Raw genomic sequence first — 24,861 nt, forward strand, 5'->3', positions numbered from 1 at the left:
TTAATGCTTTTCGATAGTAGAGATTCATCAGTCGACTGTAGTCTCCTTCTGAATGACAGTGATGCATGTCATTCCGACAATAGGAGGAATCTTTTCATACCGAATTCTTTTATGTTTCACGACAGTAGAGATTCATCAGTCGACTTTAATCTCCTTCAGAATGACAATGTTGAGTGTCATTCCGAGGGAAGAGAAACGACGAGCCTGCCTGCGTTTCCTTGGCAAAGGCAGGGAATCTTTTATATCGAATCTTTAATGCTTTTCGATAGTAAAGATTCTTCATTCCGTTTCACTATATTCAGAATGACAAATTATTTGTAAACCAGTGAACCAGTGAACCAGTCAACCAGTCAAACAGTCTATCCTTTTACCGGTATTTGCTTCAACACCTCTTTCGTCAGTTTCCAGAATTTTTGGGTACTGGAAATGCTGGCGCGTTCGTCCGGCGAGTGCGCCCCGCGAATGGTAGGTCCAAAGGAAATCATATCCATTTCGGGATAATGACTGCCTAAAATCCCGCATTCCAGACCGGCATGGCAGGCAGCGACATTGGCTTTTTCATTGTTTTGTTCCTGGTAAATGCGGTCGACGACCTTTAAAATATCTGAAGACGGGTCGGGTGACCAGCCTGGATAATCCCCGGATAGGTCGACCTGAAAACCAGCCAGATCAAAAGCAGAAGATAAGGAATTAACCAGATTGTCTTTGGACGACGCCAGGGAGGATCTCGTCAGGCATAAAATTTCAATCTTTCCTCCCCCCAGCGAGATTTTAGCGATATTATTGGAGGTTTCTACCAAACCTTCAATCTCAGGACTCATTCGGTAGACTCCGTTATGCGCGGCGTAAATGGATTTCAAAACGGCATCTTGCACATCGCTGCTCATGATTTTCTTAGGCAGTTCGGTTTGCTGTAAATCAAATTTCATCTCCGGCTCAAGGCTGGCAAATTCAGATTTGATCTCATGAAAAAGAGTATGCAGGGCGTCTTCAAATTTGTCTTTGTGGTCCTGATGTACGATGACCACGGCTTCGCTTTCACGTGGAATCGCATTTCTGAGTCCTCCGCCTTCAATGCTTGCGACTCTGGAGTTTACCGTTGTATAGGCGGTGTACAAAAGCCGGTTTATCAGCACATTGGCATTGGCCAGGCCTTTGATGATGTCCATTCCGGAATGTCCGCCCTGCAGGCCCATAAGCTTGAGTTTGTATGCCAGCGAATTTTCGGGAATCGATTCTTCGATATAAAAACGCGTGGCGGTCATATCAACGCCCCCGGCACAGCCAATCCCGATTTCGTCATCTTCCTCGGTATCGAGGTTGAGTAAAATTTCACCGTCCAGAATACTGCCATCCAGCTCTTTGGCACCGGTCATGCCCGTTTCCTCGTCGATGGTAAATAAAGCTTCCAGCGCGGGATGCGACAGATCCTTGCTTTCCAAAATAGCCATGATCGTGGCCACGCCAAGTCCGTTGTCGGCGCCAAGCGTGGTCCCCTCGGCTTTTACCCAGTCGCCATCCACATACATGCGGATGCCCTCGGTATCAAAATCGAAATCTGTATCCTTATTTTTTTGATGAACCATATCCAGGTGTGACTGTAAAACCGTGGTTTTGCGGTCTTCCATGCCGGAAGTCGCCGGTTTTTTGATGATCACATTTCCAATGCTATCCTGAAGGGTTTCGAAACCCAAAGATTTCCCGAACTGCATCATAAATTTGATGACGCGTTCTTCTTTTTTGGAAGCTCTTGGCACGGCGTTTAAGGCTGAAAAGTGTTTCCAGATCGCTTTAGGTTCAAGGTCTTGTATAGGACTGCTCATGTGTATATTTTTTTTTACAAAGTTAAGACCCTAAGTACAATTGGATGGTAAGGAAGTGATAAAATTGTGTTGGGGTTTTAGTTCTTCTGATAGTATCATTTGATACTATTGAAAATAGGTCTCGACTTTCAGCTTGTTTTTTGTTTAGGTTCGAGCCTGCCTTACTAAGCGGAACGCAGGCAGGCCTGCCTTCCAAGGGGACCGCAGGCAGGCGCAGTCGGGAGGTCGACCCAAGAGGGGCTTCAGCTGTAGAAACCGCATCTGGATACTTCAGGTGAACGTTCACATGAATACTCAGCTGCAACTTCAAACTACCTCTAAAACCCGGTTCCCGGCATCAGGTCAGCGTTATGGTTTTAAGCTGGTGATATCGCATAACCTGAAAGCCAGCAGGGGTAAAATCAATCTTGACTGGACTTGTTGATCATTCCGCTGCCGGCCTGGGCTGTGGGCATAACGACCAGATCGGCGATGTTGACGTGGTAGGGCCGGGTGACCGTGAAAAGGATAATGTCGGCGATGTCCTCGGGCTGCAGGGCTTTGTAGCCTTTGTAAACCTGCTCGGCGCGATCTTCATCGCCTTTGAATCTGACTTTGCTGAATTCGGTTTCGACCATTCCGGGATTGATGGCGCCCACGCGTATGCCGTGCGCATTCAAATCCATACGCATGCCTTTATTGATTGCATCTACGGCGTGTTTGCTGGCGCAATAAACGTTGCCTTTGGGGTAAACTTCCTTGCCTGCCGTAGAGCCGATGTTGATGATATGGCCGTCATTATTCTTGATCATGGTCCGTATGATCGGCTGAGAAACATAGAGTAAGCCTTTCACATTGATGTCCAGCATAGCATCCCAGTCGGTGGAAGAGCCCTCCTGTATGTAATCCAGACCGTGGGCGTTACCGGCATTGTTGATAAGAATTTGAATGGCTTTGAATTCAGTCGGGAGGGATTCCAGGGCCTCATTGACCGCTTGCTGATCCCTTACATCAAAATTGAGGGTGGTGACTTCCGTCTGTGAAGACAACTCTGATTTTAAGTCATCCAGACGTTCCTGCCGACGGCCACAGAGAATAAGTTTGAAGCCTTCTTTGGCAAATCGTCTAGCGGTGGCCAATCCTATTCCGCTGCTGGCTCCAGTGATGAGTACTGTTTTGGACATACATTTGTTTTTTGATAAATGTAAGAAAAAGCTTTTAAATTTATGAGTTGAGTTGCTTTTTGAATGGAAATTCAGATTAATTTCACTTCATAAAAATTTAAGATGTTAGTCGAAATCCTTTTGGTAATCTTAGGCTTTGTCCTGTTGATTTTCGGAGCGGATGCTTTGGTGAAAGGAGCCTCAGCCCTGGCCAGACGGCTTAACATGTCTGATCTTGCCATTGGACTTACCATAGTGGCTTTCGGCACATCGGCCCCTGAACTGGTGGTGAGTTCTGTGGCTTCCCTGCAGGGAAAGTCAGATTTGATTTTGGGCAATGTCCTGGGCAGTAATCTGTTTAACCTGATGATGATTTTGGGCATTGTAGGCCTCATCAAACCCATTAGGGTTCAAAAAAGCATGGTATGGATAGAAATCCCTATTTCCCTGGCTGTAATCATCGTCCTTTATGTTTTGTCAAACGCATGGTTTGGAAGCAGCACCGCCGAAGTGTCCTGGGGTGATGCCCTGGTTTTACTGCTTTTATTCCTAGGATTTATGTATTATATCTATCGGGGGCTTTCTTCCGAATCAGTTATGGAAACGACCGATAGCCCTCCTGCTCAGGATTACACGACGACAAAAATGACGCTTTTGATGGTCTTTGGTTTAGCGGGCCTAGTTTACGGCGGACACCTGGTGGTGACCAATGCAACGGAAATGGCCCTGGAATTTGGAATCAGTGAAAAAGTGATAGGCTTAAGCATTGTTGCCGCCGGTACCTCCCTGCCGGAGCTGGTGACTTCCATAGTTGCCGCCTTAAGGAAAAATGCCGACATCGCCATCGGTAACGTGATTGGGTCCAATATTTTCAACGTGCTTTTGATTGTACCGGTGAGTGCCCTGATCAGACCTATTGCTTACAATGCGTCTTTCAATTTTGAAATGTATCTGCTTGTGGGGGCTACCTTGTTTTTGTTTATCGCTATGTTCAGTGGTAAAACCAAACGCCTGGACCGCTGGGAGGCTCTCCTGCTGCTTGTCGGTTTTGTGGTTTACACCGGCTATATGATTTCAAAATAAACCCGGATTTTGAAAGTACTGTGTGATTTCTTTAACTTGTCAGCCAAAATTGAATCCTATGAAATTGACTTGTGTTGTTTTACTGTCTTTAGCGTTCTGGAGTTGTCAGAAATCACCGGATACCAAAGGCGGGACCAAATCTCCATTCGAGACTCATTCTTTTCCTGAATTTGGCATAGAAGAAGCGGAAAAACTGGTAGAACTTCCTCTGGAGTGCATCACTCAGGAATTCCCGAACAAACTTGGACAGGTGCTGGGTTCGGAAGAGGATTTGGCCAGGCCTAAAGATCTGCGCCCTGCCTTTTATGGCTGTTTCGACTGGCATTCTGCAGTGCACAGTCAGTGGTCTTTGGTGAAACTGCTCAAAGCCTTTCCGGAACTTAAGCAGGCGGATAGTATCAGAAGTGCTTTATCGCAAAGGCTTACCGCAGAAAACATTCAAACCGAAATCGAGTTTTTTGAAACCGAACATAATACAAATTTTGAACGCACTTACGGCTGGGCCTGGCTGTTTACCCTGGCCAGAGAGCTCAAAACCTGGGAAGACCCTGAGGCACAGGAATGGCTCACTAATCTGATGCCGCTTGTCGAGCTGCTTGAAGACAAAATGATGGCATTTCTGCCCAAACTGGTGTATCCCATTCGGGTGGGAGAACATCCCAACACCGCCTTTGCCTTGTCCATGACTTTAGACTATGCGAAGACTTTCGAAAAAGAAGCGCTCAGGGCACTCCTCATCAAGCGTTCCAGGGATTTTTACCTCGGGGATGAAAATTGCCCGATCGGGTGGGAGCCAGGCGGCTACGATTTTTTATCGCCATGTCTGGAAGAGGCCTCTTTGATGGCCAAAGTGTTGCCTGAAAACGAGTTTCAAGTTTGGGCCAAAGATTTTATGCCGGGTTTGTTCTCAAAATATTTTTCCTTAGAGGTTGCTGAAGTAAGCGACAGGAGCGATGGAAAGCTGGTGCATCTGGATGGTCTTAATTTCAGCAGAGCCTGGAACCTCTATGAACTGGCCGATACCTACGAAGCCTTTTATCATCTGAAAACCACAGGGGATAAACATTTTGCCAAAGCCTATCCGAATTTATTTGGCGATACCTACGAGGGCTCGCACTGGCTGGGAACATTTGCGCTTTATGCACTCGAAAAGCGTCCTGAATGATCAAAAAACTCACTTCCTATTTCGGTCCGGGGACTTTTGTAGCGGCAGCCTTTATCGGTCCGGGTACCATTACCATTTGTTCCATTGCCGGCGTTAAGTTTGGAACCGATCTGATCTGGGCGCTGGTCTTATCGATTCTGGCCACCATCGTTTTACAAAACATGTCTGCCAGAATTGGCCTGGTCACTCAAAAAGACCTGGGCACGGCCATGCGACATGTGGTGAGGCATCCCGTCCTCAAAAGCATTCTCATGTTTCTGGTGGTCGTTGCCATCGTCTTTGGAAATGCGGCTTACGAAGCGGGAAACATCAGTGGCGCTGTGATGGGCTTTTCGGTGATTTATGCAGACACCCTGGTTAGTATCGGTGGTTTCCAGCTGGATTATCTGCCCCTGCTCATCGGTGTGATTTGTTTCTTCATCCTGAATATGAACAGCTATAAAAAAATCGAAAACGTTTTGATTGTCCTGGTGGTTTTGATGAGTTTATCCTTCTTGACCACAGCCATCATAACCCAGCCGAGTTACCTGGCTTTATTACAGGGCGTTTTTCTTTTTAACATGCCTTCCGAATCTTTAACCACCGTTCTGGCTATTGTCGGGACAACCATTGTCCCTTACAATTTGTTTTTGCATTCCTCCATCGTACAGGAGAAATGGAATGGCGTAAAGGCTTTGTCAGCGGCCAAATGGGATTCTGCCATCGCCATAGGCCTCGGCGGGATAGTTTCCATTGCCGTGGTGGTAGCGGCTTCCCGATTACCCAAGGCAGAACTGTTGTCGATTCTGGACATGGCCGAAACCCTGGAGCCTTTGTATGGGGTGTATGCTAAGTATTTGCTGGGCTTTGGTTTTTTTGCCGCAGGGATTACATCCACACTCACGGCAGCTTTGGCTGCTGCTTACGTGTTGAAAGGCTGCCTGGGCTGGAAGATAGCTAAGTCGCACCCAAAATTCAAATGGACCTGGCGAGGTATTCTTTTTCTCGGCGTCTTCTTTTCTTCCCTGGGTATCAATCCGATTGAGTTGATTCAAATTGCCCAAGTGAGTAATGCTATATTATTGCCGTTTATTGCCATCCTCCTGCTGGCTATTGTCTCTAACCAAAAACTGATGGGTGAATTTAAAAACACCTGGTTACAAAATGCCGTCGGAATTTTGATCGTGCTGTTTTGCCTGTTTTTAAGCTTCAAGAGTTTTTTTATGATGTACAGCAGTTAGTTAAGAAATATAAAAGGATTTAACTTTACAGGACATGTTAACTCAAAAATAATATAGTTTACACTTAAAACATACATCTTATGAATTCATATCTAAAGCATTTAAGCAGTTTATCACTAGGTTTGTTAATGACAGGCTTCACTTTTGCTCAAGCCGATCGGGAAGCGGATGGACTTAATTTTGCTTCAAGATCTGAAGTCATAGGGCAGCATGGCATGGTGGCCACCAGTCATCCCTTAGCCACTCAAATCGGACTGGATATCCTGAAGCAGGGCGGAAACGCCATGGATGCAGCCATTGCTGCCAATGCGGCCACCGGTCTTATGGAACCCACCGGAAACGGGATCGGGGGAGATTTGTTTGCCATTATCTGGCATGAGAAAAGTCAGAAATTATACGCTATTAATGCCAGCGGGCGTTCGCCTCTGGGCTTGTCGTATGAGGATTTACTCGCTGAGCTAGATGCAATCGATCGCGAAAGCATACCGCCATATCACCTGCTTTCGGTTTCCGTTCCTGGTGCAGTCGACGGCTGGTTTGAGCTGCATAAAAAATTTGGTTCCTTACCGATGAAGGACATTCTGAAATCACCAATCGACTATGCTGAAAATGGATTCCCGGTGACTGAAGCGATTTCCATGCGATGGAGATCCAGTGTTCCTTTTTTGAAGACACAGCCCGGTGCTTTTGAATCCACATTCACTATCGATGGCCGGGGTCCACGGAAAGGTGAAATTTTCAAAAACCCTGATCTCGGCAACACCCTGCGCATACTGGCTGAAAAAGGCAGAGATGCGTTCTATGAAGGCGAAATCGCTCAGGAGATAGATCGATGGATGAAAAACAATGGCGGCTATCTGCGCTATGAAGATTTTAAAAACCACCATTCCGAATGGATTGAGCCTGTTACCACCAATTACCGCGGTTATGATGTGTATCAAGTGGGAGGAAATGTCCAGGGTACAGCAGTTTTACAAATGCTGAATATTCTGGAAGGCTTCGACCTGGCGTCCATGGGGTACGGGACAGCAGAAACCCTGCACGCCTTTATCGAAACCAAAAAGCTGGTTTACGAAGACCGAGCCAAACATTACGCCGACCCTGATTTTCAGGATGTGCCTTACGACATTTTACTTTCCAAGGATTATGCGGCCAAGCGAAGAAAACTCATTGGAGAAACGGCGATGAGTGATGTGAGTACAGGGGTTGAGGTGATTGAAAATGGAGATACGGTTTATCTGACAACAGCAGACAATGAAGGCAATATGGTATCCTTGATTCAAAGTAATTTTAGAGGCATGGGCACAGGCTTTGTGGTCCCCGGACTTGGATTTAGTTTTCAAAACCGGGGGGAATTATTCTCTACAGACCCCAGACATCCCAATGTATATCAGCCGGGTAAACGGCCTTTTCATACGATCATCCCGGGCTTTGTGATGAAAGACGGGAAGCCGTTTTTCAGCTATGGCAATATGGGAGGCGCCTACCAGCCTATAGGTCATGTGAGTATCCTGACCAATATAATCGATTTTGGGATGAATGTTCAGGAAGCCGGGGATGCTTCCCGATGGGACCATTCCGGCTCATCGGAACCTACCGGCGCCGTAACGGATTATCTCAGTACTACAGGTCAGGTGAATGTCGAATCTGGAATTCCTTACGAAGTGGTGCGCCAGCTCCGTGCCAGAGGACATAAGGTAGAGGTGGGCAATAGTTTTTTCGGAAGGTACCAGGGCATCCTAAAAGATCAGAATAACGGGGTGTATTACGGGGCTTCAGAATCTCGGGTAGACGGACAGGCAGCCGGTTATTAGGGCCTAGCTGTATCCGCCTCGTCTTTTAAGAGATTCACCGAGTTGTATTTGAGCACTTAGCAGTTGTACGCTTGATTCCATACCATTTAAAGCATTGCTTAAAACCTCAGATAAAGGAAAAGCTTTCTCTCGCAATGGACTTATACCCGTCAGGTCATTATTCTCTGAAGTTTTATCTATTGACTTTTGAATATCTTTATTTTCAAAAAGGGAGATGGCGTCATCAATGGAGTCGACTGGCGTGAATTTTTCACCATTCTCGACCATATTTAAGATGCTTAGGAAAGCATTGACTTTGTTAGGTAAATCAGAATTAAGGCTGTGTTTTGCAGTTTCCAGAATATTTTGAGACAACACATCGGAATAATTATCGGTTATTTGCTTATTAAGTTCCTTTCCGGTTGTCAGCAATTTGAGTATTTCAGTTCTCATGTGTTCGATTATTTTAATTATGTCCTTTAAAATTAAATAAAAGATCTTAGTTAGATAAGCAATTAACGTTTCATAAATAAAATTAATCGGAGGTAAAAATTGTATCATTCTACATGTTTTAAAATTGCTTAAAACAGATTGTTTACTCAGGTCTCATTATTCATCTTTTATCAATTGTCAAAAAAACCAAGCCGTATAAGGCCTAAAATATCTTCCTAGGTTTTAAGAAATCTGTTTTGGACTGGTTTATAAATTATAGGTAAATGGTATAGGATTCTAAGTAAATCCCTGGTTGAATTCTAAAAGGAATGATAAATCTCCGGCAGGATTTTTCTGTTAAAAATATTAACTTTTTTTAGTTAAGTTTTTTAACAATAGAGACGACTCTTTAAGTGTTAAAATTGAATTTGTTTAATGTGAGTTCTTCATTTATAATGTTGACGATAAAGCAGATAGCCTTTTTATAGTTTGTTTTCATGCGGATTAATTAATAATTTTATTAGTATAATTTTAATATTTTATCGCTTTCGTTCCTGATTTAAAGCGGAAAAGCCATTTTGATTAATAAAATATAATCGTATATTGAGAAGCGCTGAAAGGGTGTTAAGGTTCCTTTATAAAGAGCTTTGATTGTGAGCTTTTCAGACCAGCATAGAACACTATATAATAATTTAAATTTTTTATGACTCAAGAGTACACGAAATCTCAGGAGCTCCTCGAAAGGAGAAAAAACATCGTCGCTAATGGCGTTGGTGTTTTTAATACAGCAACCGTACAAAAAGCCAAAGGGGCCATCATTACAGATGTAGATGGTAATGAGCTTATAGATTTTGCCGGAGGTATTGGAGTTGTCAATGCAGGGCATTGTCCGGCTCCTGTCGTAAAGGCGATCCAGGAACAGGCCGAGAATTATCTTCATACCAGTTTCAATGTAGTGACTTATGAACCTTATATCAGGCTGTGTGAAGAACTTGCAGATATTCTTCCTCACGGCGATAAAACCAAAGTCATGCTCATCAGTACCGGGGCTGAGGCTGTAGAAAATGCTATAAAAATTGCACGTCAGGCCACCCAGAGACCAGCCGTTATTTGTTTTACTGAAGCCTATCACGGTCGTACATTGATGGGAATGAGTCTTACCAGTAAGGTAAATTATAAGTTTTCATCGGGTCCTTTTGCGCCTGAAGTGTACCGGATCCCTTTTCCTAACTTCTACAAATACCACGGTTCCCAAAGCATGGAAGAATTTGTGGAAACAGAGCTTAGAAGGTTAAAGGACAGTGCGCATAGTATTGTTGACATCAATAGTGTTGCTGCAATCATTGTGGAACCCATTCAGGGTGAAGGCGGATTTAATCCGATTCCACAAAAATATATGGAAGGACTTCGCTCTTTTTGCGACGAACACGGGGTGATGTTGATTTTTGACGAAATCCAGAGCGGTTTTTGCCGAACAGGACACTGGGCCAGCTGGCAGCACTACGGAGTGCAACCAGATTTGAGCACCTATGCCAAATCCATGGGTTCTGGTCTTCCTATCGCCGCTGTTGTGGGCAGGGCCGAGGTTATGGATGCGGCTGGACCAGGTACGATTGGCGGCACTTATATAGGAAGCCCCGTGTGTTGCGCCGCAGCACTGGCCACCATTCAGTTTATGAAAGATGAAAACCTGAATGAACGCGCCATACATGTTGGTAAACTGATTACCAGCCGCATGGAAAAATTAAGCAGGCATTATCCTGAAATTGGTGATGTAAGAGGTATAGGGGCTATGATAGGTATAGAATTTATAAAAAATAATGATCCTGCAGATCCTCATACGGACCTATGTTCTAAAATTGTCAAAGGTTGCGCTGAAGAGGGTCTGGTTCTCTTAAGTGCCGGAACTCACAAAAACGTTATACGCATTTTGTGTCCGCTTGTCATTACCGATGAACAATTGAACAAAGGTTTGGACATTATCGAAAATCAAATCAGAAAACATACTTAAAACTCAAGTCTCAAGGATTGTCAATATAAGGATAATTAACAATCCCATTGCGTATTGATTTTACGCCAGGATTAAATTAGGCATTAATAATTTGAAAACATAGGTTTTCAAATAACACGAAATAAATAAGATTATGAATCCATTTGCAATAGCAGGAATACAAATGAAGATTTCAGCGGTTAGTTCCAATGTGGAAATGATGAAGCTGAAACTCGATATCACGATGAGTCTCTACCCCTGGGTAGACATGGTTCTTTTTAGTGAGTTATGTGGTTATGGTCCTTTAACCCACAATGCCCAGGAAATCCCGGGAGAATTTGAAAAAGAGATGCAGGCCATGGCCAAGAAACACGGCATCTGGCTCTTGCCAGGCTCTATATTCGAAAAAAGTGAAGGCAAGATCTATAATACGGCTACAGTGATTAACCCGGAGGGTGAAATCGTTACGCGTTACAGAAAAATGTTCCCGTTTTATCCTTACGAAGTAGGGGTGACCCCGGGCTCAGAATTTTGTGTGTTCGATGTGCCGGGTGTCGCCAGATTTGGTTTGTCCATTTGTTATGACATGTGGTTTCCGGAAACCGTGCGTACGCTGGCAGTCATGGGCGCAGAAGTAATTTTGCACCCTACGATGACAGGAACCATAGACAGAGATGTGGAATTATCTATCGTAAGAGCGATGGCAGCGGTTAACCAATGCTATTTCTTCGATGTGAATGGACTGGAATCCGGAGGTAGTGGCAGATCCATCGTCTGTGGACCTGATGGCAGGGTCATTTATCAGGCCGAAGGTAATGAAGAGATTTTCCCGCTGGAACTCAATATCAATCGGGTGAAAAGAAGTCGGGAACTGGGAATTTTACGATTAGGACAGCCTTTAAAAAGTTTTAGAGATCACATCGGCCAGTTCGGTATATACCAGCAGGGTGCTCAACTGCCTTATCTGAATTCGTTAGGGCCGCTTATCAAACCGACAAAGCTAGGTAATCTGGCAGAGTTAAAAATGAAAGAACAAGGCTATCAGGCCCCTCAGGATCCGGCAGGTTACAAAGGATTTGGGGGATAATAAAAATTTAAAGCAAAACTATGGGAGGAACATCACCAAAAGTTAAACGACAGCAAAAAGATTTTATAAGTTGGTTTGAGATTCCAGCGATCAATTTTCAGCAATCTGTAAATTTTTACAATCAGATCTTTGGAATTGACATGGAAACCAATATTGATGACAATTACGCCATGGCCTTTTTTCCAGTGAGTAATGGTATAGGGGGCTCAATTGTAGCGGGTCCCGGTTCTACGCCCGGAGACTCTGGTCCTCTCATTTATTTAAATGCCGGTAAAGATCTCAATCTGGTTCTTGGAAATGTTGAAAACGCAGGAGGAAGAATTGTAATGCCTAAAACGCTTATCAGCGAAGAATCTGGTTATTTCGCCATTTTCATTGATTCAGAAGGAAACAAATTAGCACTTTATTCAAGCCAATAATACGTATGATAAATTCAAAACTTCAAATTTCAAATTGTTATAATATTAATCAACTTCGACTCGAATCCTGGAATTCATTAAAGTTAGAATCTTCTATACTTAGTGAGAATTCTAAGGGTTCAACCGAAGAGAAGAAGCAGATTGAAAAAGTCAAAAACATTCTAAGAACGCTGGAAAGCATCGAAAGTTACTTTGCTCTTCCAGGAATTCATCGGTTAGGATTATTGTTTGAAATGATGGAAAGGCAAGAATACACTGCTTTTGCTCACAAAATTTCTGAAATCACTAAACTGCTTGTCAGTGATAAATACAGGAGTAATCCTAATGCTTTAGAAGATGAGGATTTAAAGATAGATCAGCTGGAAGACATTGATAAATACGATGGTAAGGGTAAAAATTATTTTGAGGTTCTTTTTGTGGAGGATATTTCTTTGCAGGAAGAGAATAAACTACGAAGTGACTTAAAAGAGGTTGGTACTAGCAGTGATCAATTCAATTATGGGGTCGTGGTCCAAAAAACCTTTGAGGATGCAATGATAGCTTTGAAATTCAATAGTAATATTCAGGCTGTAGTGATACGTTATGCACCGCCTTACAAATCCAAGAAAATCAGTCCGGTATTGAAACCGTTTGTTCAGAGCATTATCGATTTGGACATGAATTCAAAATCAGAAATACGTTTAGGTCCGGTTTTAGGTCGTTTGGTTAAGAAATTCAGACCTGAGATCGATACGTATTATGTTACAGATACATCCTTAGCAAATCTGAAAGACAATACCTTAAAAACTTTTGACAGAATTTTTTACCGGGCAGAAGATGTTCAGGAATTACACCTGACCATTCTTAGAGGAATTTATAAGCGTTACGAAACTCCGTTTTTTTCAGCTTTGAAAGAATACAGTAAAAAGCCTACTGGAGTATTTCATGCGATGCCGATCTCTCGCGGGAATTCAGTTTTTAAATCCAGATGGATTAATGATTTTGGAAATTTCTATGGCAGAAACATGTTTTTAGCGGAAACGTCTTCGACAAAAGGAGGCCTGGATTCATTACTTCAGCCAACAGGAACTCTGAAGACCGCTCAAAAAATGGCCAGTAAAGCCTATGGTTCGTTGAATACTTTTTTTGTGACTAATGGAACTTCAACATCCAATAAAATTGTTGTACAAGCTTTGGTGAAACCGGGGGATATTGTTTTAATCGACAGAGATTGTCATAAATCACATCATTACGGGTTAGTGCTTTCCGGTGCTTATCCGGTGTATCTGGATTCCTACCCGATAGAAAAATATTCAATGTATGGAGCAGTTCCACTGCAACAAATAAAAGATAAGCTGCTGCAATTGAAAGAAGCTGGGAGAATGCAGCTGGCAAAAATGCTATTACTTACCAACTGTACATTTGATGGATTTGTTTACAATGTAGAAAAAGTGATGGAAGAAATCCTGGCGATCAAACCCGATATGATTTTCCTCTGGGATGAAGCCTGGTTTGCTTTTGCAGGTTTCACCTACAATTATAAGCAAAGAACCGGAATGTATGTAGCAGATAAACTCAGCAAAAAATATAAGACGGATAAATATAGAATTGAATACGAAGAACATATAAAAGGCCTCAAGAAAGGGGAGGTATCAAAGCTTCCAGACCCAGATAAGGTTCGGATAAGAGTCTATTCAACACAAAGTACGCACAAAACACTGAGCAGTTTTAGACAGGGCTCAATGATTCATATATGGGATCAGGATTTCAGGAAGAAAACGCAAAATACGTTCATGGAAGCCTATATGACTCATACCTCTACATCACCGAATTATCAAATTCTTGCCTCGCTCGATGCAGGAAGACGGCAAGTACAATTTGAGGGTTATGAACTCGTAGAAAAAAGCATCGAATTAGCCATGGTTTTTAGAGCCAAGGTCAACGATCATCCAAAATTAAAAAAATACTTTGATGTCTTAACTGTAGGTGATTTTATTCCAAAGGAATACAGATCCTCTGGGTTATCGGAATATTATAATCCAAAGACAGGCTGGAATCGAATGGATAAAGCCTGGGAAGCGGATGAATTTGTATTAGACCCCACAAAGATCACTATACATATTGGAAGAACAGGCGTGGATGGAGATACCTTCAAGAACAAATACCTGATGGATCAATTCAATATCCAAATCAACAAAACATCACGGAACACCGTTTTATTGATGACTAATATTGGTACAACCAGAGGTAGTATTACATACTTGACTAACGCATTGCTTAAAATTGCAGATGAATTGGACAGGGAGGAATTGTCTCTTACTACCGAAGAGAATAAAATTCATCAGGCTAAAATCAATTCTTTAACCCAGGATTTTCCTCCATTGCCAGACTTTAGTTATTTTCATCACTCTTTTCAAGCGGTTCCAGGAGTTCCAGGCGGAAACATCAGGGAGGCCTTCACCTTAGCTTACAGTGAAGAGAATTACGAATTTGTGCCATTATCAGAATGCAGACCTACCATGGAAGGAGGAAGAACTCTGGTGGCCTCTTCATTTATAATTCCGTATCCTCCAGGATTTCCTGTTTTGGTACCTGGACAGGTAGTGAGTGAAGAAATTATTCACTTTTTAACCGTTTTGGATGTCACCGAAATTCACGGTTATGCACCAGAACTCGGGTTGAGAGTATTTAAAGACAGTGTATTGAACAGGCAACAAACAGTTACCTCCATGGGGAGTAATAAAAAGAAAAATTTAATTGATAAAAAATAAACGTATGAAATCAGCAAAAAATAAGGATTCAGATAATAAAAAAGCGAAAGAGCAATCTCATTCTAAACAGGCAACGATTACGGGAAAGGATGAAACTAAAATCCCGGTTCGCGGAAATCAAAAGTCCAAAAGTAAAAAAGCCTCTACTTCAACTAAAGCCGGTTCATCTCCCAAAAGTAAAACCCTTACAAAACCAAGTAAAGCTTCTCCTGGGACTGCACCAAAAAAACGGGGAAGACCTAAAAAAGTAGAATTGAACGGCATATCTGACATCAGAAGGGCTTTTCATAAAAATGAAGAACCCTTATATTTCATAAGTGCTACCAATTTTAATCTCTTGGGAGCAGATGAATGGATAAAAGGTTTCAGATTTATTACTTATATAGAATGTTTTGATGGCCAGCACCCAAACGTTTTCTCTCCTAAAAATGAAATACCCCATGACGATTTTGAAGGGATAGAAGATATCAACAACTACCTGCTACAGCACCCTGAAGTACAAGACTATATAAAAACCAGAAGTGTCGATGGAAGAGCAGGAAAGGCTATGTTTCTTATGTTTAATGAAGAAACTGAAAGACTTGCCGAAAAACTGGGCTTGGAGATTATGTTTCCCAAAGCTGAAATGAGAACCTTTCTGGATAATAAAGTCAATACCAATAGAATTGCGGAAAAAGCTGGCGTTGCCTGTGTTCCTTATGTCCTTTCAAAAGTTAAAAATTACGATCACCTGTGTGAAGTTTCTAAGCATTTAGGCAATGAACTCGTTATACAGACTCCTTTTGGAGATTCTGGTCATACGACTTTCTTTATTTCTAATGAAGAAGAATACCTTGAATATGCAGATGAAATCGAAGAAGAATCAGAGGTTAAAATCATGAAACGTATTCGTTGCAGAGGAACAGCGATTGAAGCCTGTGTGACCAGACATGGTACCATTGTTGCACCACTTATGACCGAGCTGGTTGGTTTCAAACAATTAACACCTTATGAAGGGGGCTGGTGTGGTAACGAAATTTATCCGGATGCATTTACGCCGGAGTTGAGACAAAAAGCAGTGGATTACACCCAGCTTTTTGGAAACCAGCTAAGAGAAGAAGGTTATAAAGGATATTTTGAATTGGATTTTCTTATAGATCAAGACAATGGAGAAATTTACTTAGGAGAGCTCAATCCGAGAGTTACCGGTGCTAGTTCGATTACCAACCACGCCGTTTTCGCCCTGGCAGATGCTCCACTATTTGTATTTCATATTTTAGAATGGATGAACATCGATTATGCTTTGGATGTAGAAAAACTAAACAAGCGCTGGTCCAATCAGCAAAATATAGACAGCTGGAGCCAATTGATTGTGAAGCATACCGAAGACACCATTGAATATGTTACTGAATCTGCGAAATCTGGTATTTGGAAAATGTACGATACAGGACACATTCAATTTGACAGGATGGATACGCATAGACGTGCTGTGCAAAATGAAAACGAAGCTTTTTTCATGAGAATAGCTAAAAATGGTGATTATCTCTATGAGGGTGCAGACATGGGTATTTTGGTGACCAGAGGTCGAATGATGACAGACGATTTTAAACTGAATGGCAGAGCTAAAAAATGGATCAAGGCTATTCGATCTAAGTTTTCCTCGGTTGTAGTTGAAGATAAACGCAAACCAAATTTGTCCGGATCTTTAACCAAATAAACAAATATTAATTATAAATCTCTATATGCAGATTAATTTTAAGACGATTTCAGAACCTGGTTTACCTGGATCAAAATGGCAAAACCTGTTCTTTACGCATTGGGAGGCTTATGAAAAGTGGTTAATTGAAAATGAGAAAGACGTTCCAACTGCAGATTTGGAAACCTCTCAATTAGCGCTCAAAACTTACATGCCAGAATTATGGCCAACTTATGAACGACTTTGCCATCTTGTGGATGCAAATGCATTGGGAGCTAAATTTCTCACTGGTTATCAGCCTCCATTTTACGTAAGCGGATGTTCAAACGCGATTTTGGAAGGGGATGATTTTCAGCTCGTTCGGAATTACGATCATCATCCAGACCTATTTGAAGGTGTACAGATCCTTACCCGATGGAATCAAAAAAAAGTAATCGCTACCAGTGATTGCTTAATTGGTGTTCTGGATGGTATAAATGAAGACGGTTTGGTGGTTTCATTAACCTTTGGGGGAAGAAAAATTACAGGCCAAGGATTTGGCATCCCCTTCATTTTAAGGTACATACTTGAATTCTGTTCTAATGTGGATGAGGCCGTCGAAGCCTTAATCAGAATACCATCCCATATGGCTTATAATGTAAGTGTTGCAGACGAGTCGGGAAGTTATAAAACGATAAGAGTCGCTCCCGGCGAAAAAGCTGTCATAACAAACTCTGCGTACACGACAAATCATCAAAAAAAGGTGGACTGGCCAGAGAATGCCAGATTTAATAAAACAGTTGAGCGTTCTTTGTTTTTAAGCCACTTATTGGAAGAGGATGGTCTTTCATCGGAAGAATTAGTATCAGCTTTTCTTAGGAAACCTCTTTATAATGATCTTTTCAAAGAAGGTTTTGGAACGCTATTCACTGCATCGTATTATCCAAAATCAGGTCGGGTTGAATTGCACTGGCCAAATAAAAAAATCAGTCAAAGTTTTGATGATTTTCAGGAAAGAGAAGAAAACATTCAACTCCTGCAGAGAAGAAAACGACGACCAAAAAACAATCAGTTTGCGATGCCATATAAAGGCCATACTGCCAAAATTATTACATATTCAACTCCTCTTTTGGACAAAGCAACCCCTAAAAAGCCTAAAGAAATAACTAAAGAGTTTTTGAAAGAAGTCTGGTCAGATACAAAATCGTAATTAAATTAGAAATTAAAAATTTCCTTTCAAATTTTAATTTTGAAGAGGTGTAATAAAATGATAGACAAATGAAATTTCAAAGTATAAATCCTTATAACGGAGAGCAATTTGCAGAATATGATTCACTTACTCCCGAAGAACTTACTGCTAAACTCAAAGCTTCTTCTGAAGCCTTTAAGCAGTGGAAAAAGACGCCACTATCAGAAAGAGCAGTACTTCTCAAAAAAGCTGGACAAATCCTGAGAGACAATGTTGACGAATATGCTGAGATAATTACTTTAGAAATGGGCAAGCCCATTTCTGAATCCAGAGCTGAGGTTAACAAATGTGCCTGGGTGTGCGATTATTATGCTGACCATGCATCAGAATTTTTGGCAAACGAAGTGATAAAAACTGATGCTACTCACAGTTACGTAAGACATGATCCTATCGGAACTGTTTTTGCAGTGATGCCCTGGAATTTTCCTTTTTGGCAGGTCTTTAGATACGCAGCGCCTACGCTGACGTCCGGAAATACAGCCCTGTTAAAACACGCCCCCAATGTGTTTGGATGTGCGCTGAAAATTGAAGAGGTATTTAAAAAAGCAGGTTATCCGGAAGGTGTTTTTCAGAATTTGATTGTTCACCATGACACCTCAGAGCAAATTATAGCTCACGATACTGTTCAGGCGGTGACTTTAACAGGAAGCGGTGGAGCTGGAGCAGCGGTGGCTAAACTTGCTGGACAACATCTTAAAAAGAGCTTACTGGAACTAGGGGGCAGTAACTCCTTTATTGTATGGGAAGACGCCGACATCAATCAGGCTGTGAAAATAGCTGTGACTGCCAGAATGATGAATTGTGGGCAAAGTTGTATCGCAGCGAAGCGGTTTATTGTTTTAGAAGGTGTTTACGATGAATTTGTTTCTAAATTTAAAAAAGCTGTTGGTGAGTTGAAACGCGGAGACACGATGGAGGATTCTACACAAATTGGACCACTCGCTAGAAGAGATTTAGCAGACCAACTTCACAGTCAGGTTGAAAGATCTCTTGAAAAAGGCGCCGAATTAATTCTGGGAGGCAAGCAGGATAACTGCTTCCACGAGCCCACCATCCTTGGACATGTGAAACCAGGCATGCCGGCCTTCGATGAGGAAACCTTTGGGCCGCTGGCGGCTATGATTAAAGCTAAAACTATTGAGGAAGCTTTTGAACTTTCTGAAAATTCCAGATTTGGATTGGGTGTGACGGTCTTTACCGAAGACATCCAAAAAGCCATGGACATGGCTGAAAAAATTAGCGACGGGGCTTACTTCATCAATGAACTGGTCAAGTCTGATCCGCGACTTCCTTTTGGGGGAACCAAAGGCTCCGGTTACGGAAGAGAACTGGCCAAAGAAGGCATGATGGAGTTTGTCAACAAGAAAACGGTCTATGTGAAGGCTTAATTCGTCAATACAATTCTAAATATTAAGCCAGTAGGAAAGTTTTAAATTGAGCGATCGAAATTTAGGCTCAATGGTATTCACAAAATAATTGTCATTGTAAACGATGAAAAGATCAGACAGGGGAGCGAATCTCCACTGTAACCTGGAGTTGATGCCTAAATTATCACGCTGGTTGCTGTATTGAACCACGCTTGACCAGAATATGGATTTGCTAAACGTGATTTCAACCCGGGGGCTTATCAACCATAAGTCGGCACTTGGATAAGGATCCGGCAATTCAATTTTATCATAATTGATATTAAGGCTAAGTCTCACTTTCGGCTGTATCCGAAGCAAGGCTTCACCGCCTAAGGAGTATCGTTTACCCGTATAGAATTCTCCTATACCCGCTCTGGTTCTAAAAGAAAATGTTTCTGCGCTATTGCTGTTATAAAAAATATCCATGGCATTAAAAGTATATGCCTGGTTAGCCGGAAGCTTTAAAGCGCCTTCTGTTCCTGTAGGATCAAAAGGGCGAGCCAGAAATATATAATTGTTGTTATAATTAGCTCCAAATTCTGTAAAATCTTTGAGAGTGACTCTGTAACGGACTTCGAGTTCATGATCTGTTTTCTGATAATCAAGCGTAGGTCTCCAGATTAAGGTTGGAGTAAACTCTATACTGTGGTTGTTGACCTTTCCGGATTCAGGCCAGAATAAACGCCTAACTGAAGACGTTGACCTTATGATGTCTTTTCGCCTTATAAATCCCAAATCTGAACGGAAATCATCATTGACATAAATAAGGTCTGTTGCAAAATTCCAAAATCGGGTATTTCTTCTCAGTAAAGCCCCTGCAGAATAACTGTCCTCCGATTCTCCCGGCTGAAACGATTTGTGCGTATAAAACTTACCTGACCATACATTATTTTCGCTTGCCAGATTATAGTCAATCCCAATGACTCTATTGTAGGAATTTTCAGGTTCAAAATAATCTTCAGAACCCGTTCTTTGTCTGTTTATGAAAAACACGCCAATGTTGGACCTGCTGAACACCTTCTGTTGCAAAGCAAACATCAAATTATTATTGGAGGCAATTTCCTGTTCTATGTTTTTATCGGTTTGAATTGTTAAAAAACCAAGCCTTAGGGTTTTGTTGAGTTTCCCGCTTAGGCGGATACCCCCCAGAATATCATTTTGAACCGTATTTCCAAGCCTGTCGGTGGCAATGCCTATTCTTCTGGAGAAAAAAGGATTAGCGTCCCCATTGTTGCCAAATCCACCAAACAAGTCATTGTTATCTATAAAAAACTGTCGCCGTTCCGGTAAATTGACTTCAAAGCGGGTAAGGTTGGTAAAGATTTCATCAACCTCAACATTAGAAAAATCCGGATTTATAGTAATGTCCAGATTCATGCCATTTCCAATAGCCAGTTTAGCATCTCCTCCCACTTTTACGGAAGTGTTTGAGGTGTTTGTGGTAAAGTCTTTATCGGTTATACCATTGATGTAAGGAATAATCGCCAGTGGCGTTCTGGACCGGCCTAAGGGCTTTTCAAAGTACATATCTCCCATAAAGGCCAGGTTGATCACACTTTGATTTTGAGGTATTCTGAACCAATTGCTGCGTTCGTTGGACTGCATATCAAATCTATAGCTCTGAAAGCGCCATTTGGTTTCACCTTCTGCAAATTTGAAAGAGGTGAGTGGAATAGCCATTTCCGCTGTATAATACTTATCATAGATTTTGCTTTCGCCCTTCCACTTGATGTCCCATGAGGTTGTAAACCCGCTAAGGTCCTGACCTCCTCCGGAAATCAACACTTCTCTGCGAACGCCTAATGGGTTTATGCCAAAAAGGAAGGCATTGTTGCCGTCATTAAAAGTATCAAAGACCAGGCTGATGTTATCGTTGCCTGTCGCCCGGAAGTCGCGCTCCAGGGAGGATATGGTATAGTTATTCCCGGGTGTATAAACCTTTATACCAACATAAAGAATTTCGTCGTTTACCAGCATTTTTATATCGGTCTGGTAGTCGGCAGTCACATTGTCTGCAGGGAAATACTGTTGAAATTCACCAATGCTCTCGGCAGAATCCCATGCAGTTTCGTCTAAAATTCCGTCTATAGTAAGGTATTCAGTGGTATGCTTAACAGTAAATCTTTTTTCCTGAGATTGTGCAGAACTTAGACTGACAAGTAAGACAATTGCAAGACTAATAAGTGTTTTAAGCATATTTAAGTTTTTCATAAGACATAAACTCAAAGGCTTTTAGGAATTGAGATTTATATTCAAGTAATAGATAGACTTAATTTCCGTTAAAAAGTAAAATTAAGGGTTAAAAAAAATGAATCCCAGCTTGTGCGACGGATAAGCCTGGGATTCATTTTTTTGACGATCAAACACTTCCCGAAGAATTATATCGGAGAGTGCATAAGGTGCATTTAAAAAAGGAGCAGGATCTTAGCCTTACCTCATCTTCTTGATTTCCTTGTTATAATCTTCAGCAAGACTGGTCTTTTGGTGATCGGTGAGCGCTTTACCAGCCATTTGAAAGACTTCATGCTCTTCTTCATCGAGATGATGAATCACTTTATCTTCCAGGGCTTTGGCTATTTTAAGCCAGTTCGACGCATCCATTTCCGTATCTTCCAACTGTTCGATCAGTTCATCCATTTCATGGTGTTCAGCTACACTGTGCCTGGCTTTTTCCTGGGTCAGGTCTTTCTTGATTAACGGGATATAGAAATGCCTTTCTTCCGCATCCGCATGAATTTTTAATTCGTGTTTGAACTGGTCAAAAATCTTTTTTCGTTCTTCAGTATCGCCGTGGGTTTCCACCAGCTTAGCTGCCAGATGGCGTTGAATTTCGTGTTCCTGACGTAGGGCTTCAAAAATTGTCATGATATAAGGTTTTGGTTAAAATCCTAAGTTAAAAATTAATAGGTAAAGGAAAACTCAATTTAAGACTTAACCTGGTAGTTTAAACCCGTTCTAAAGAGAAGTTGGTTTTAAAACCTCGCCTGTTTTTCAGGATGAATCCTTTTCCTAATCGAATTTTTTGTTATGTTTAAAACTTAAAGATGAGTAGTAGTTTCATTAAGCAGGGCTATATTTTTTTAGCCAATTTTTGGAATCGGGGTAGAAACCTTAGCCTTGTCCCTAAAACATAAATTAAGAATAGACCCCTTTATAAACAAGATCATGAAAAAAGTAATTATCGCTTCAAAAAACCCCGTAAAAATAAAAGCCGCAAAACAGGGTCTGGAGCAGATGTTTCCCGATCAGGAGTTCGAATGCGTGGGTGTGTCTGTCCCCTCAAATGTGTCTGACCAGCCTATGAGTGATGAAGAAACCTTTCGCGGGGCCAAAAACAGAGCCGATAATGCTGCCAACACGCACAAAGACGCCGATTTTTACTTCGGTATAGAAGGGGGGATAGCCCAAATCGACAATGAAATGCAGGCCTTTGCCTGGGTGGTTATCAAATCCGGTGAAAAGTACGGCAAATCCAGGACAGGAACCTTTTTTCTCCCCAAACAGGTGGTCGTCCTGATCCAGGAAGGGAAGGAGCTTGGTGAAGCCGATGATCTGGTTTTTAAACGCGATAATTCCAAACAAAAAAGCGGGGCAGTTGGTATTTTGACAGGAGATCTGATAGACCGAACCTCCTATTACACCGAGGCTGTCATTTTAGCCCTGATACCTTTTAAAAATGAGGCTTTGTATTAAAAATACAAGCTTACCTGTCACTTGAAATGCACCCTCTCCTAAACTAAAGGTTACGAATATTTTTTGTAGATTCTCTGATTTTGAGCTGTGAAATAGTACTAATTTTCGATATTTAAATTATTAGCCTTCAATAGCAAATCAAAAAATTGGTGTAATAAATCACATGGAAATTTGTAACACATGAAGTTTTAGATCGTTTTTAGTATATAAAACTTATTTCTATGCAGTATTTTTTGTTAACAATTTCGTTATTCCTCACAGTAAGCATTACAGCATCTGCCTATCCCGATCCATATGTTAACAGGCAGTTCGACAGCCTTCTTGCTCAGCATCCCGAATTTAACGGAGCTATTCTGGTGATGAAAAAGGACTCAGTAGTGGCCTCTGTCGTAAAAGGTGTTGCCAATGCTCAGGGTTCCCCCTTACATCTATCATCGTCTTTCAACCTGGCAAGCCTTTCAAAACATTTCACTGCACTGTCTATAGCGCGGTTATTGGAAAAGGATCAACTGCAACTGAAAACTTACGTTTCAGAATATCTCCCTGCTTTAAAAAACGAAAAATACAGGAATATTACTTTGGAGCATTTATTGCACCACACCAGCGGACTTCCGGATTTTGAAAAACTATATCAGACTTATCCCACTTACGCCGAGCCTTTTGCCACTAATAAGTCCTTACTGAGATTGTTTGAAACCCAAGAGCCTGACCTGGATTTTGATCCAGGACTAAAACATGAGTATAGTAATACCGGCTATATTTTTTTAGCTTCAATTGTGGAAGAGGTCACTGGCAAAACCTTTGGGGGCTACCTTAAGGAAGAGTTCTTTGATCCTTTGGATATGAAAAACGCTTTTGGTTACACTCACGCTTATGCGGATAAACATCCTGAAAGAGTAAAAGGAATTCATCTGACCAAGGATAAAATTGTACTTAATGACCTTACTCCTATGGATGGTATTATTGGGGATGGTAATATTTATATGTCGATTCATGATTTTATTAAATGGGAACGATTCCTGAATTCCGATAAAATTCTTTCTGAGGAATGGAAAGAAAAGTATTTCAAACCCGGTAGAAATTTACCTAAAGGATCTGTTCCTTATGGTTATGGCTGGGTGGTTTATGAAGACAGGCAGGTCATGCAGCATGCCGGAGGCTGGGTGGGATTTAGCACAATGTATTACCGCGACCTCAAATCTGGATACTCCTTCGTAGCTTTAAGCAATGGTAGCATGGAAAATGAGCAGTTTAAAAGCCTGCTTATGGATGTTCTGGCTATGATTAAAAAGAATATGAGTTGACCTGACCTATTTTATTAAGGTTTATGATTGTTTCATAATTGATTTTTCCCTTCTTCAATGGATAAAAAAATGAAAGAATCTGATCTAGAGGGGAAACGGATTAAGAGTTGAAAGGGCAGGGAGGTTATAATGAAGTTATTGAGGGTATAAGTTTAAATTTTTTATTCAATAAAAAACCCCCATATACACTGGGTATATGGGGGTTTATAGTGGAGTCGGGGAGACTCGAACTCCCGTCCAAACAAGCAATTCAATAGATTTCTACACGCTTAGTTTTCTCTTGGCTTTTCGTGACAAAGCTGGCTGAAAACCACCTACTTTGTCCTTATCCTCGATTAAATTTTACCAAAGCATCAAGGCCCTGCTCTGGCTATATTTACTTTACCGGTGCCTCGTGTGCAAACGCCGTAAATCAAGGCTTTTGCGAGACATCTTGGTCCCCAACCTTGTTGGGGATGAAGCATATCCTACTGAAATTCGGATTATGCAGCCAAGGCGTAGTTATCTTCGCCGTTTAAAAAAGTGTGAAATATGAGATTTACGAGCTGTATCCCAGCGCTCGGCGTGCTTACCATTCAATTGGTCTTGCTGTCAAAACCAAGTCGACCCCAATTAAATAAGTGAAGCTGTATAACTGCTATCACGTCAAAG

At 41.7% G+C, this 24,861-nt stretch carries 18 protein-coding genes and 1 other RNA gene; 13 read left to right on the forward strand and 6 right to left on the reverse strand.

The window, feature by feature from the left end; genetic code table 11:
* Positions 1-359: 359 nt before the first annotated feature.
* Positions 360-1,823, reverse strand: a complete 1,464-nt coding sequence (locus BLP81_RS03760; RefSeq protein ID WP_093365885.1) for an aminoacyl-histidine dipeptidase — start codon at positions 1,821-1,823, stop codon at positions 360-362.
* A 401-nt stretch (positions 1,824-2,224) separates the two neighbouring features.
* Entirely contained in the window at positions 2,225-2,986 is a 762-nt protein-coding gene (locus tag BLP81_RS03770; RefSeq protein ID WP_093365891.1) for an SDR family NAD(P)-dependent oxidoreductase, read from the reverse strand.
* 102 nt (positions 2,987-3,088) lie between these two features.
* On the opposite strand from BLP81_RS03770, the gene BLP81_RS03775 reads away from it, so the two are divergent.
* From BLP81_RS03775 to ggt, 4 genes are all read left to right on the forward strand, one after another.
* On the forward strand, positions 3,089-4,048 hold the full coding sequence (locus tag BLP81_RS03775; protein ID WP_093365894.1) for a calcium/sodium antiporter: 960 nt from the start codon (positions 3,089-3,091) through the stop codon (positions 4,046-4,048).
* A 58-nt stretch (positions 4,049-4,106) separates the two neighbouring features.
* On the forward strand, positions 4,107-5,213 hold the full coding sequence (locus BLP81_RS03780) for a DUF2891 domain-containing protein (RefSeq protein WP_093365897.1): 1,107 nt from the start codon (positions 4,107-4,109) through the stop codon (positions 5,211-5,213).
* Positions 5,210-6,433, forward strand: coding sequence for an Nramp family divalent metal transporter (locus tag BLP81_RS03785; RefSeq protein ID WP_093365900.1), 1,224 nt, complete (start codon positions 5,210-5,212; stop codon positions 6,431-6,433). The genes BLP81_RS03780 and BLP81_RS03785 overlap by 4 nt, the downstream gene beginning before the upstream one ends.
* 80 nt (positions 6,434-6,513) lie before the next feature.
* Positions 6,514-8,247: a gamma-glutamyltransferase gene (ggt, locus tag BLP81_RS03790; protein ID WP_093365903.1), complete on the forward strand. Its 1,734-nt coding sequence runs from the start codon at positions 6,514-6,516 to the stop codon at positions 8,245-8,247.
* Between the two features lie 3 nt (positions 8,248-8,250).
* Here the strand turns inward: ggt and BLP81_RS03795 are convergent, their stop codons facing one another.
* Positions 8,251-8,679: a hypothetical protein gene (locus BLP81_RS03795; protein ID WP_143002807.1), complete on the reverse strand. Its 429-nt coding sequence runs from the start codon at positions 8,677-8,679 to the stop codon at positions 8,251-8,253.
* Between the two features lie 682 nt (positions 8,680-9,361).
* Between BLP81_RS03795 and BLP81_RS03800 the strand changes: the two genes are divergently transcribed.
* The 7 genes from BLP81_RS03800 to BLP81_RS03830 all read left to right on the forward strand — a co-directional run bounded on the left by BLP81_RS03800 (position 9,362) and on the right by BLP81_RS03830 (position 19,195).
* Complete coding sequence (locus BLP81_RS03800; RefSeq protein ID WP_093365907.1) at positions 9,362-10,669, forward strand: aspartate aminotransferase family protein; 1,308 nt, start codon at positions 9,362-9,364, stop codon at positions 10,667-10,669.
* 133 nt (positions 10,670-10,802) lie between these two features.
* Positions 10,803-11,735 carry a carbon-nitrogen hydrolase family protein gene (locus BLP81_RS03805; protein WP_093365909.1) on the forward strand — a complete coding sequence of 311 codons (933 nt, stop codon included), beginning with the start codon at positions 10,803-10,805 and terminating at the stop codon, positions 11,733-11,735.
* A gap of 20 nt (positions 11,736-11,755) precedes the next feature.
* Entirely contained in the window at positions 11,756-12,154 is a 399-nt protein-coding gene (locus BLP81_RS03810; protein WP_093365911.1) for a VOC family protein, read from the forward strand.
* 5 nt (positions 12,155-12,159) lie between these two features.
* On the forward strand, positions 12,160-14,904 hold the full coding sequence (locus tag BLP81_RS03815) for an aminotransferase class I/II-fold pyridoxal phosphate-dependent enzyme (RefSeq protein WP_093365913.1): 2,745 nt from the start codon (positions 12,160-12,162) through the stop codon (positions 14,902-14,904).
* A gap of 4 nt (positions 14,905-14,908) precedes the next feature.
* On the forward strand, positions 14,909-16,600 hold the full coding sequence (locus tag BLP81_RS03820) for a biotin carboxylase (RefSeq protein WP_093365915.1): 1,692 nt from the start codon (positions 14,909-14,911) through the stop codon (positions 16,598-16,600).
* Between the two features lie 25 nt (positions 16,601-16,625).
* Positions 16,626-17,768 (forward strand): C45 family autoproteolytic acyltransferase/hydrolase, encoded by a 1,143-nt coding sequence (locus BLP81_RS03825; protein ID WP_093365917.1) that lies wholly within the window; start codon positions 16,626-16,628, stop codon positions 17,766-17,768.
* A 68-nt stretch (positions 17,769-17,836) separates the two neighbouring features.
* Complete coding sequence (locus tag BLP81_RS03830; RefSeq protein ID WP_093365920.1) at positions 17,837-19,195, forward strand: NAD-dependent succinate-semialdehyde dehydrogenase; 1,359 nt, start codon at positions 17,837-17,839, stop codon at positions 19,193-19,195.
* A gap of 15 nt (positions 19,196-19,210) precedes the next feature.
* Here the strand turns inward: BLP81_RS03830 and BLP81_RS03835 are convergent, their stop codons facing one another.
* Both BLP81_RS03835 and BLP81_RS03840 read right to left on the reverse strand, forming a co-directional pair.
* Positions 19,211-21,409, reverse strand: a complete 2,199-nt coding sequence (locus BLP81_RS03835) for a DUF5916 domain-containing protein (protein ID WP_093366156.1) — start codon at positions 21,407-21,409, stop codon at positions 19,211-19,213.
* Positions 21,410-21,643: 234 nt separating this feature from the next.
* Positions 21,644-22,078 carry a hemerythrin domain-containing protein gene (locus BLP81_RS03840; protein ID WP_093365923.1) on the reverse strand — a complete coding sequence of 145 codons (435 nt, stop codon included), beginning with the start codon at positions 22,076-22,078 and terminating at the stop codon, positions 21,644-21,646.
* Positions 22,079-22,378: 300 nt separating this feature from the next.
* On the opposite strand from BLP81_RS03840, the gene yjjX reads away from it, so the two are divergent.
* Both yjjX and BLP81_RS03850 read left to right on the forward strand, forming a co-directional pair.
* Complete coding sequence (gene yjjX, locus BLP81_RS03845; RefSeq protein ID WP_093365926.1) at positions 22,379-22,906, forward strand: inosine/xanthosine triphosphatase; 528 nt, start codon at positions 22,379-22,381, stop codon at positions 22,904-22,906.
* Positions 22,907-23,127: 221 nt separating this feature from the next.
* Entirely contained in the window at positions 23,128-24,210 is a 1,083-nt protein-coding gene (locus tag BLP81_RS03850; protein WP_093365929.1) for a serine hydrolase domain-containing protein, read from the forward strand.
* Between the two features lie 207 nt (positions 24,211-24,417).
* Here BLP81_RS03850 and ssrA read toward each other — a convergent pair.
* Positions 24,418-24,820: a transfer-messenger RNA gene (gene ssrA, locus BLP81_RS03855) on the reverse strand.
* Positions 24,821-24,861 lie beyond the last annotated feature (41 nt).

This window comes from Psychroflexus sediminis, from assembly GCF_900099815.1.
Taxonomy (GTDB): Bacteria; Bacteroidota; Bacteroidia; order Flavobacteriales; family Flavobacteriaceae; genus Psychroflexus; species Psychroflexus sediminis.

Excerpts from the sequence above, each read along its gene's own strand:
- BLP81_RS03760 (WP_093365885.1), bottom strand. The coding sequence starts at position 1,823 with ATGAGCAGTCCTATACAAGACCTTGAACCTAAAGCGATCTGGAAACAC.
- BLP81_RS03770 (WP_093365891.1), bottom strand. The coding sequence starts at position 2,986 with ATGTCCAAAACAGTACTCATCACTGGAGCCAGCAGCGGAATAGGATTG.
- BLP81_RS03775 (WP_093365894.1), top strand. The coding sequence starts at position 3,089 with ATGTTAGTCGAAATCCTTTTGGTAATCTTAGGCTTTGTCCTGTTGATT.
- BLP81_RS03780 (WP_093365897.1), top strand. The coding sequence starts at position 4,107 with ATGAAATTGACTTGTGTTGTTTTACTGTCTTTAGCGTTCTGGAGTTGT.
- BLP81_RS03785 (WP_093365900.1), top strand. The coding sequence starts at position 5,210 with ATGATCAAAAAACTCACTTCCTATTTCGGTCCGGGGACTTTTGTAGCG.
- ggt (WP_093365903.1), top strand. The coding sequence starts at position 6,514 with ATGAATTCATATCTAAAGCATTTAAGCAGTTTATCACTAGGTTTGTTA.
- BLP81_RS03795 (WP_143002807.1), bottom strand. The coding sequence starts at position 8,679 with ATGAGAACTGAAATACTCAAATTGCTGACAACCGGAAAGGAACTTAAT.
- BLP81_RS03800 (WP_093365907.1), top strand. The coding sequence starts at position 9,362 with ATGACTCAAGAGTACACGAAATCTCAGGAGCTCCTCGAAAGGAGAAAA.
- BLP81_RS03805 (WP_093365909.1), top strand. The coding sequence starts at position 10,803 with ATGAATCCATTTGCAATAGCAGGAATACAAATGAAGATTTCAGCGGTT.
- BLP81_RS03810 (WP_093365911.1), top strand. The coding sequence starts at position 11,756 with ATGGGAGGAACATCACCAAAAGTTAAACGACAGCAAAAAGATTTTATA.
- BLP81_RS03815 (WP_093365913.1), top strand. The coding sequence starts at position 12,160 with ATGATAAATTCAAAACTTCAAATTTCAAATTGTTATAATATTAATCAA.
- BLP81_RS03820 (WP_093365915.1), top strand. The coding sequence starts at position 14,909 with ATGAAATCAGCAAAAAATAAGGATTCAGATAATAAAAAAGCGAAAGAG.
- BLP81_RS03825 (WP_093365917.1), top strand. The coding sequence starts at position 16,626 with ATGCAGATTAATTTTAAGACGATTTCAGAACCTGGTTTACCTGGATCA.
- BLP81_RS03830 (WP_093365920.1), top strand. The coding sequence starts at position 17,837 with ATGAAATTTCAAAGTATAAATCCTTATAACGGAGAGCAATTTGCAGAA.
- BLP81_RS03835 (WP_093366156.1), bottom strand. The coding sequence starts at position 21,409 with ATGCTTAAAACACTTATTAGTCTTGCAATTGTCTTACTTGTCAGTCTA.
- BLP81_RS03840 (WP_093365923.1), bottom strand. The coding sequence starts at position 22,078 with ATGACAATTTTTGAAGCCCTACGTCAGGAACACGAAATTCAACGCCAT.
- yjjX (WP_093365926.1), top strand. The coding sequence starts at position 22,379 with ATGAAAAAAGTAATTATCGCTTCAAAAAACCCCGTAAAAATAAAAGCC.
- BLP81_RS03850 (WP_093365929.1), top strand. The coding sequence starts at position 23,128 with ATGCAGTATTTTTTGTTAACAATTTCGTTATTCCTCACAGTAAGCATT.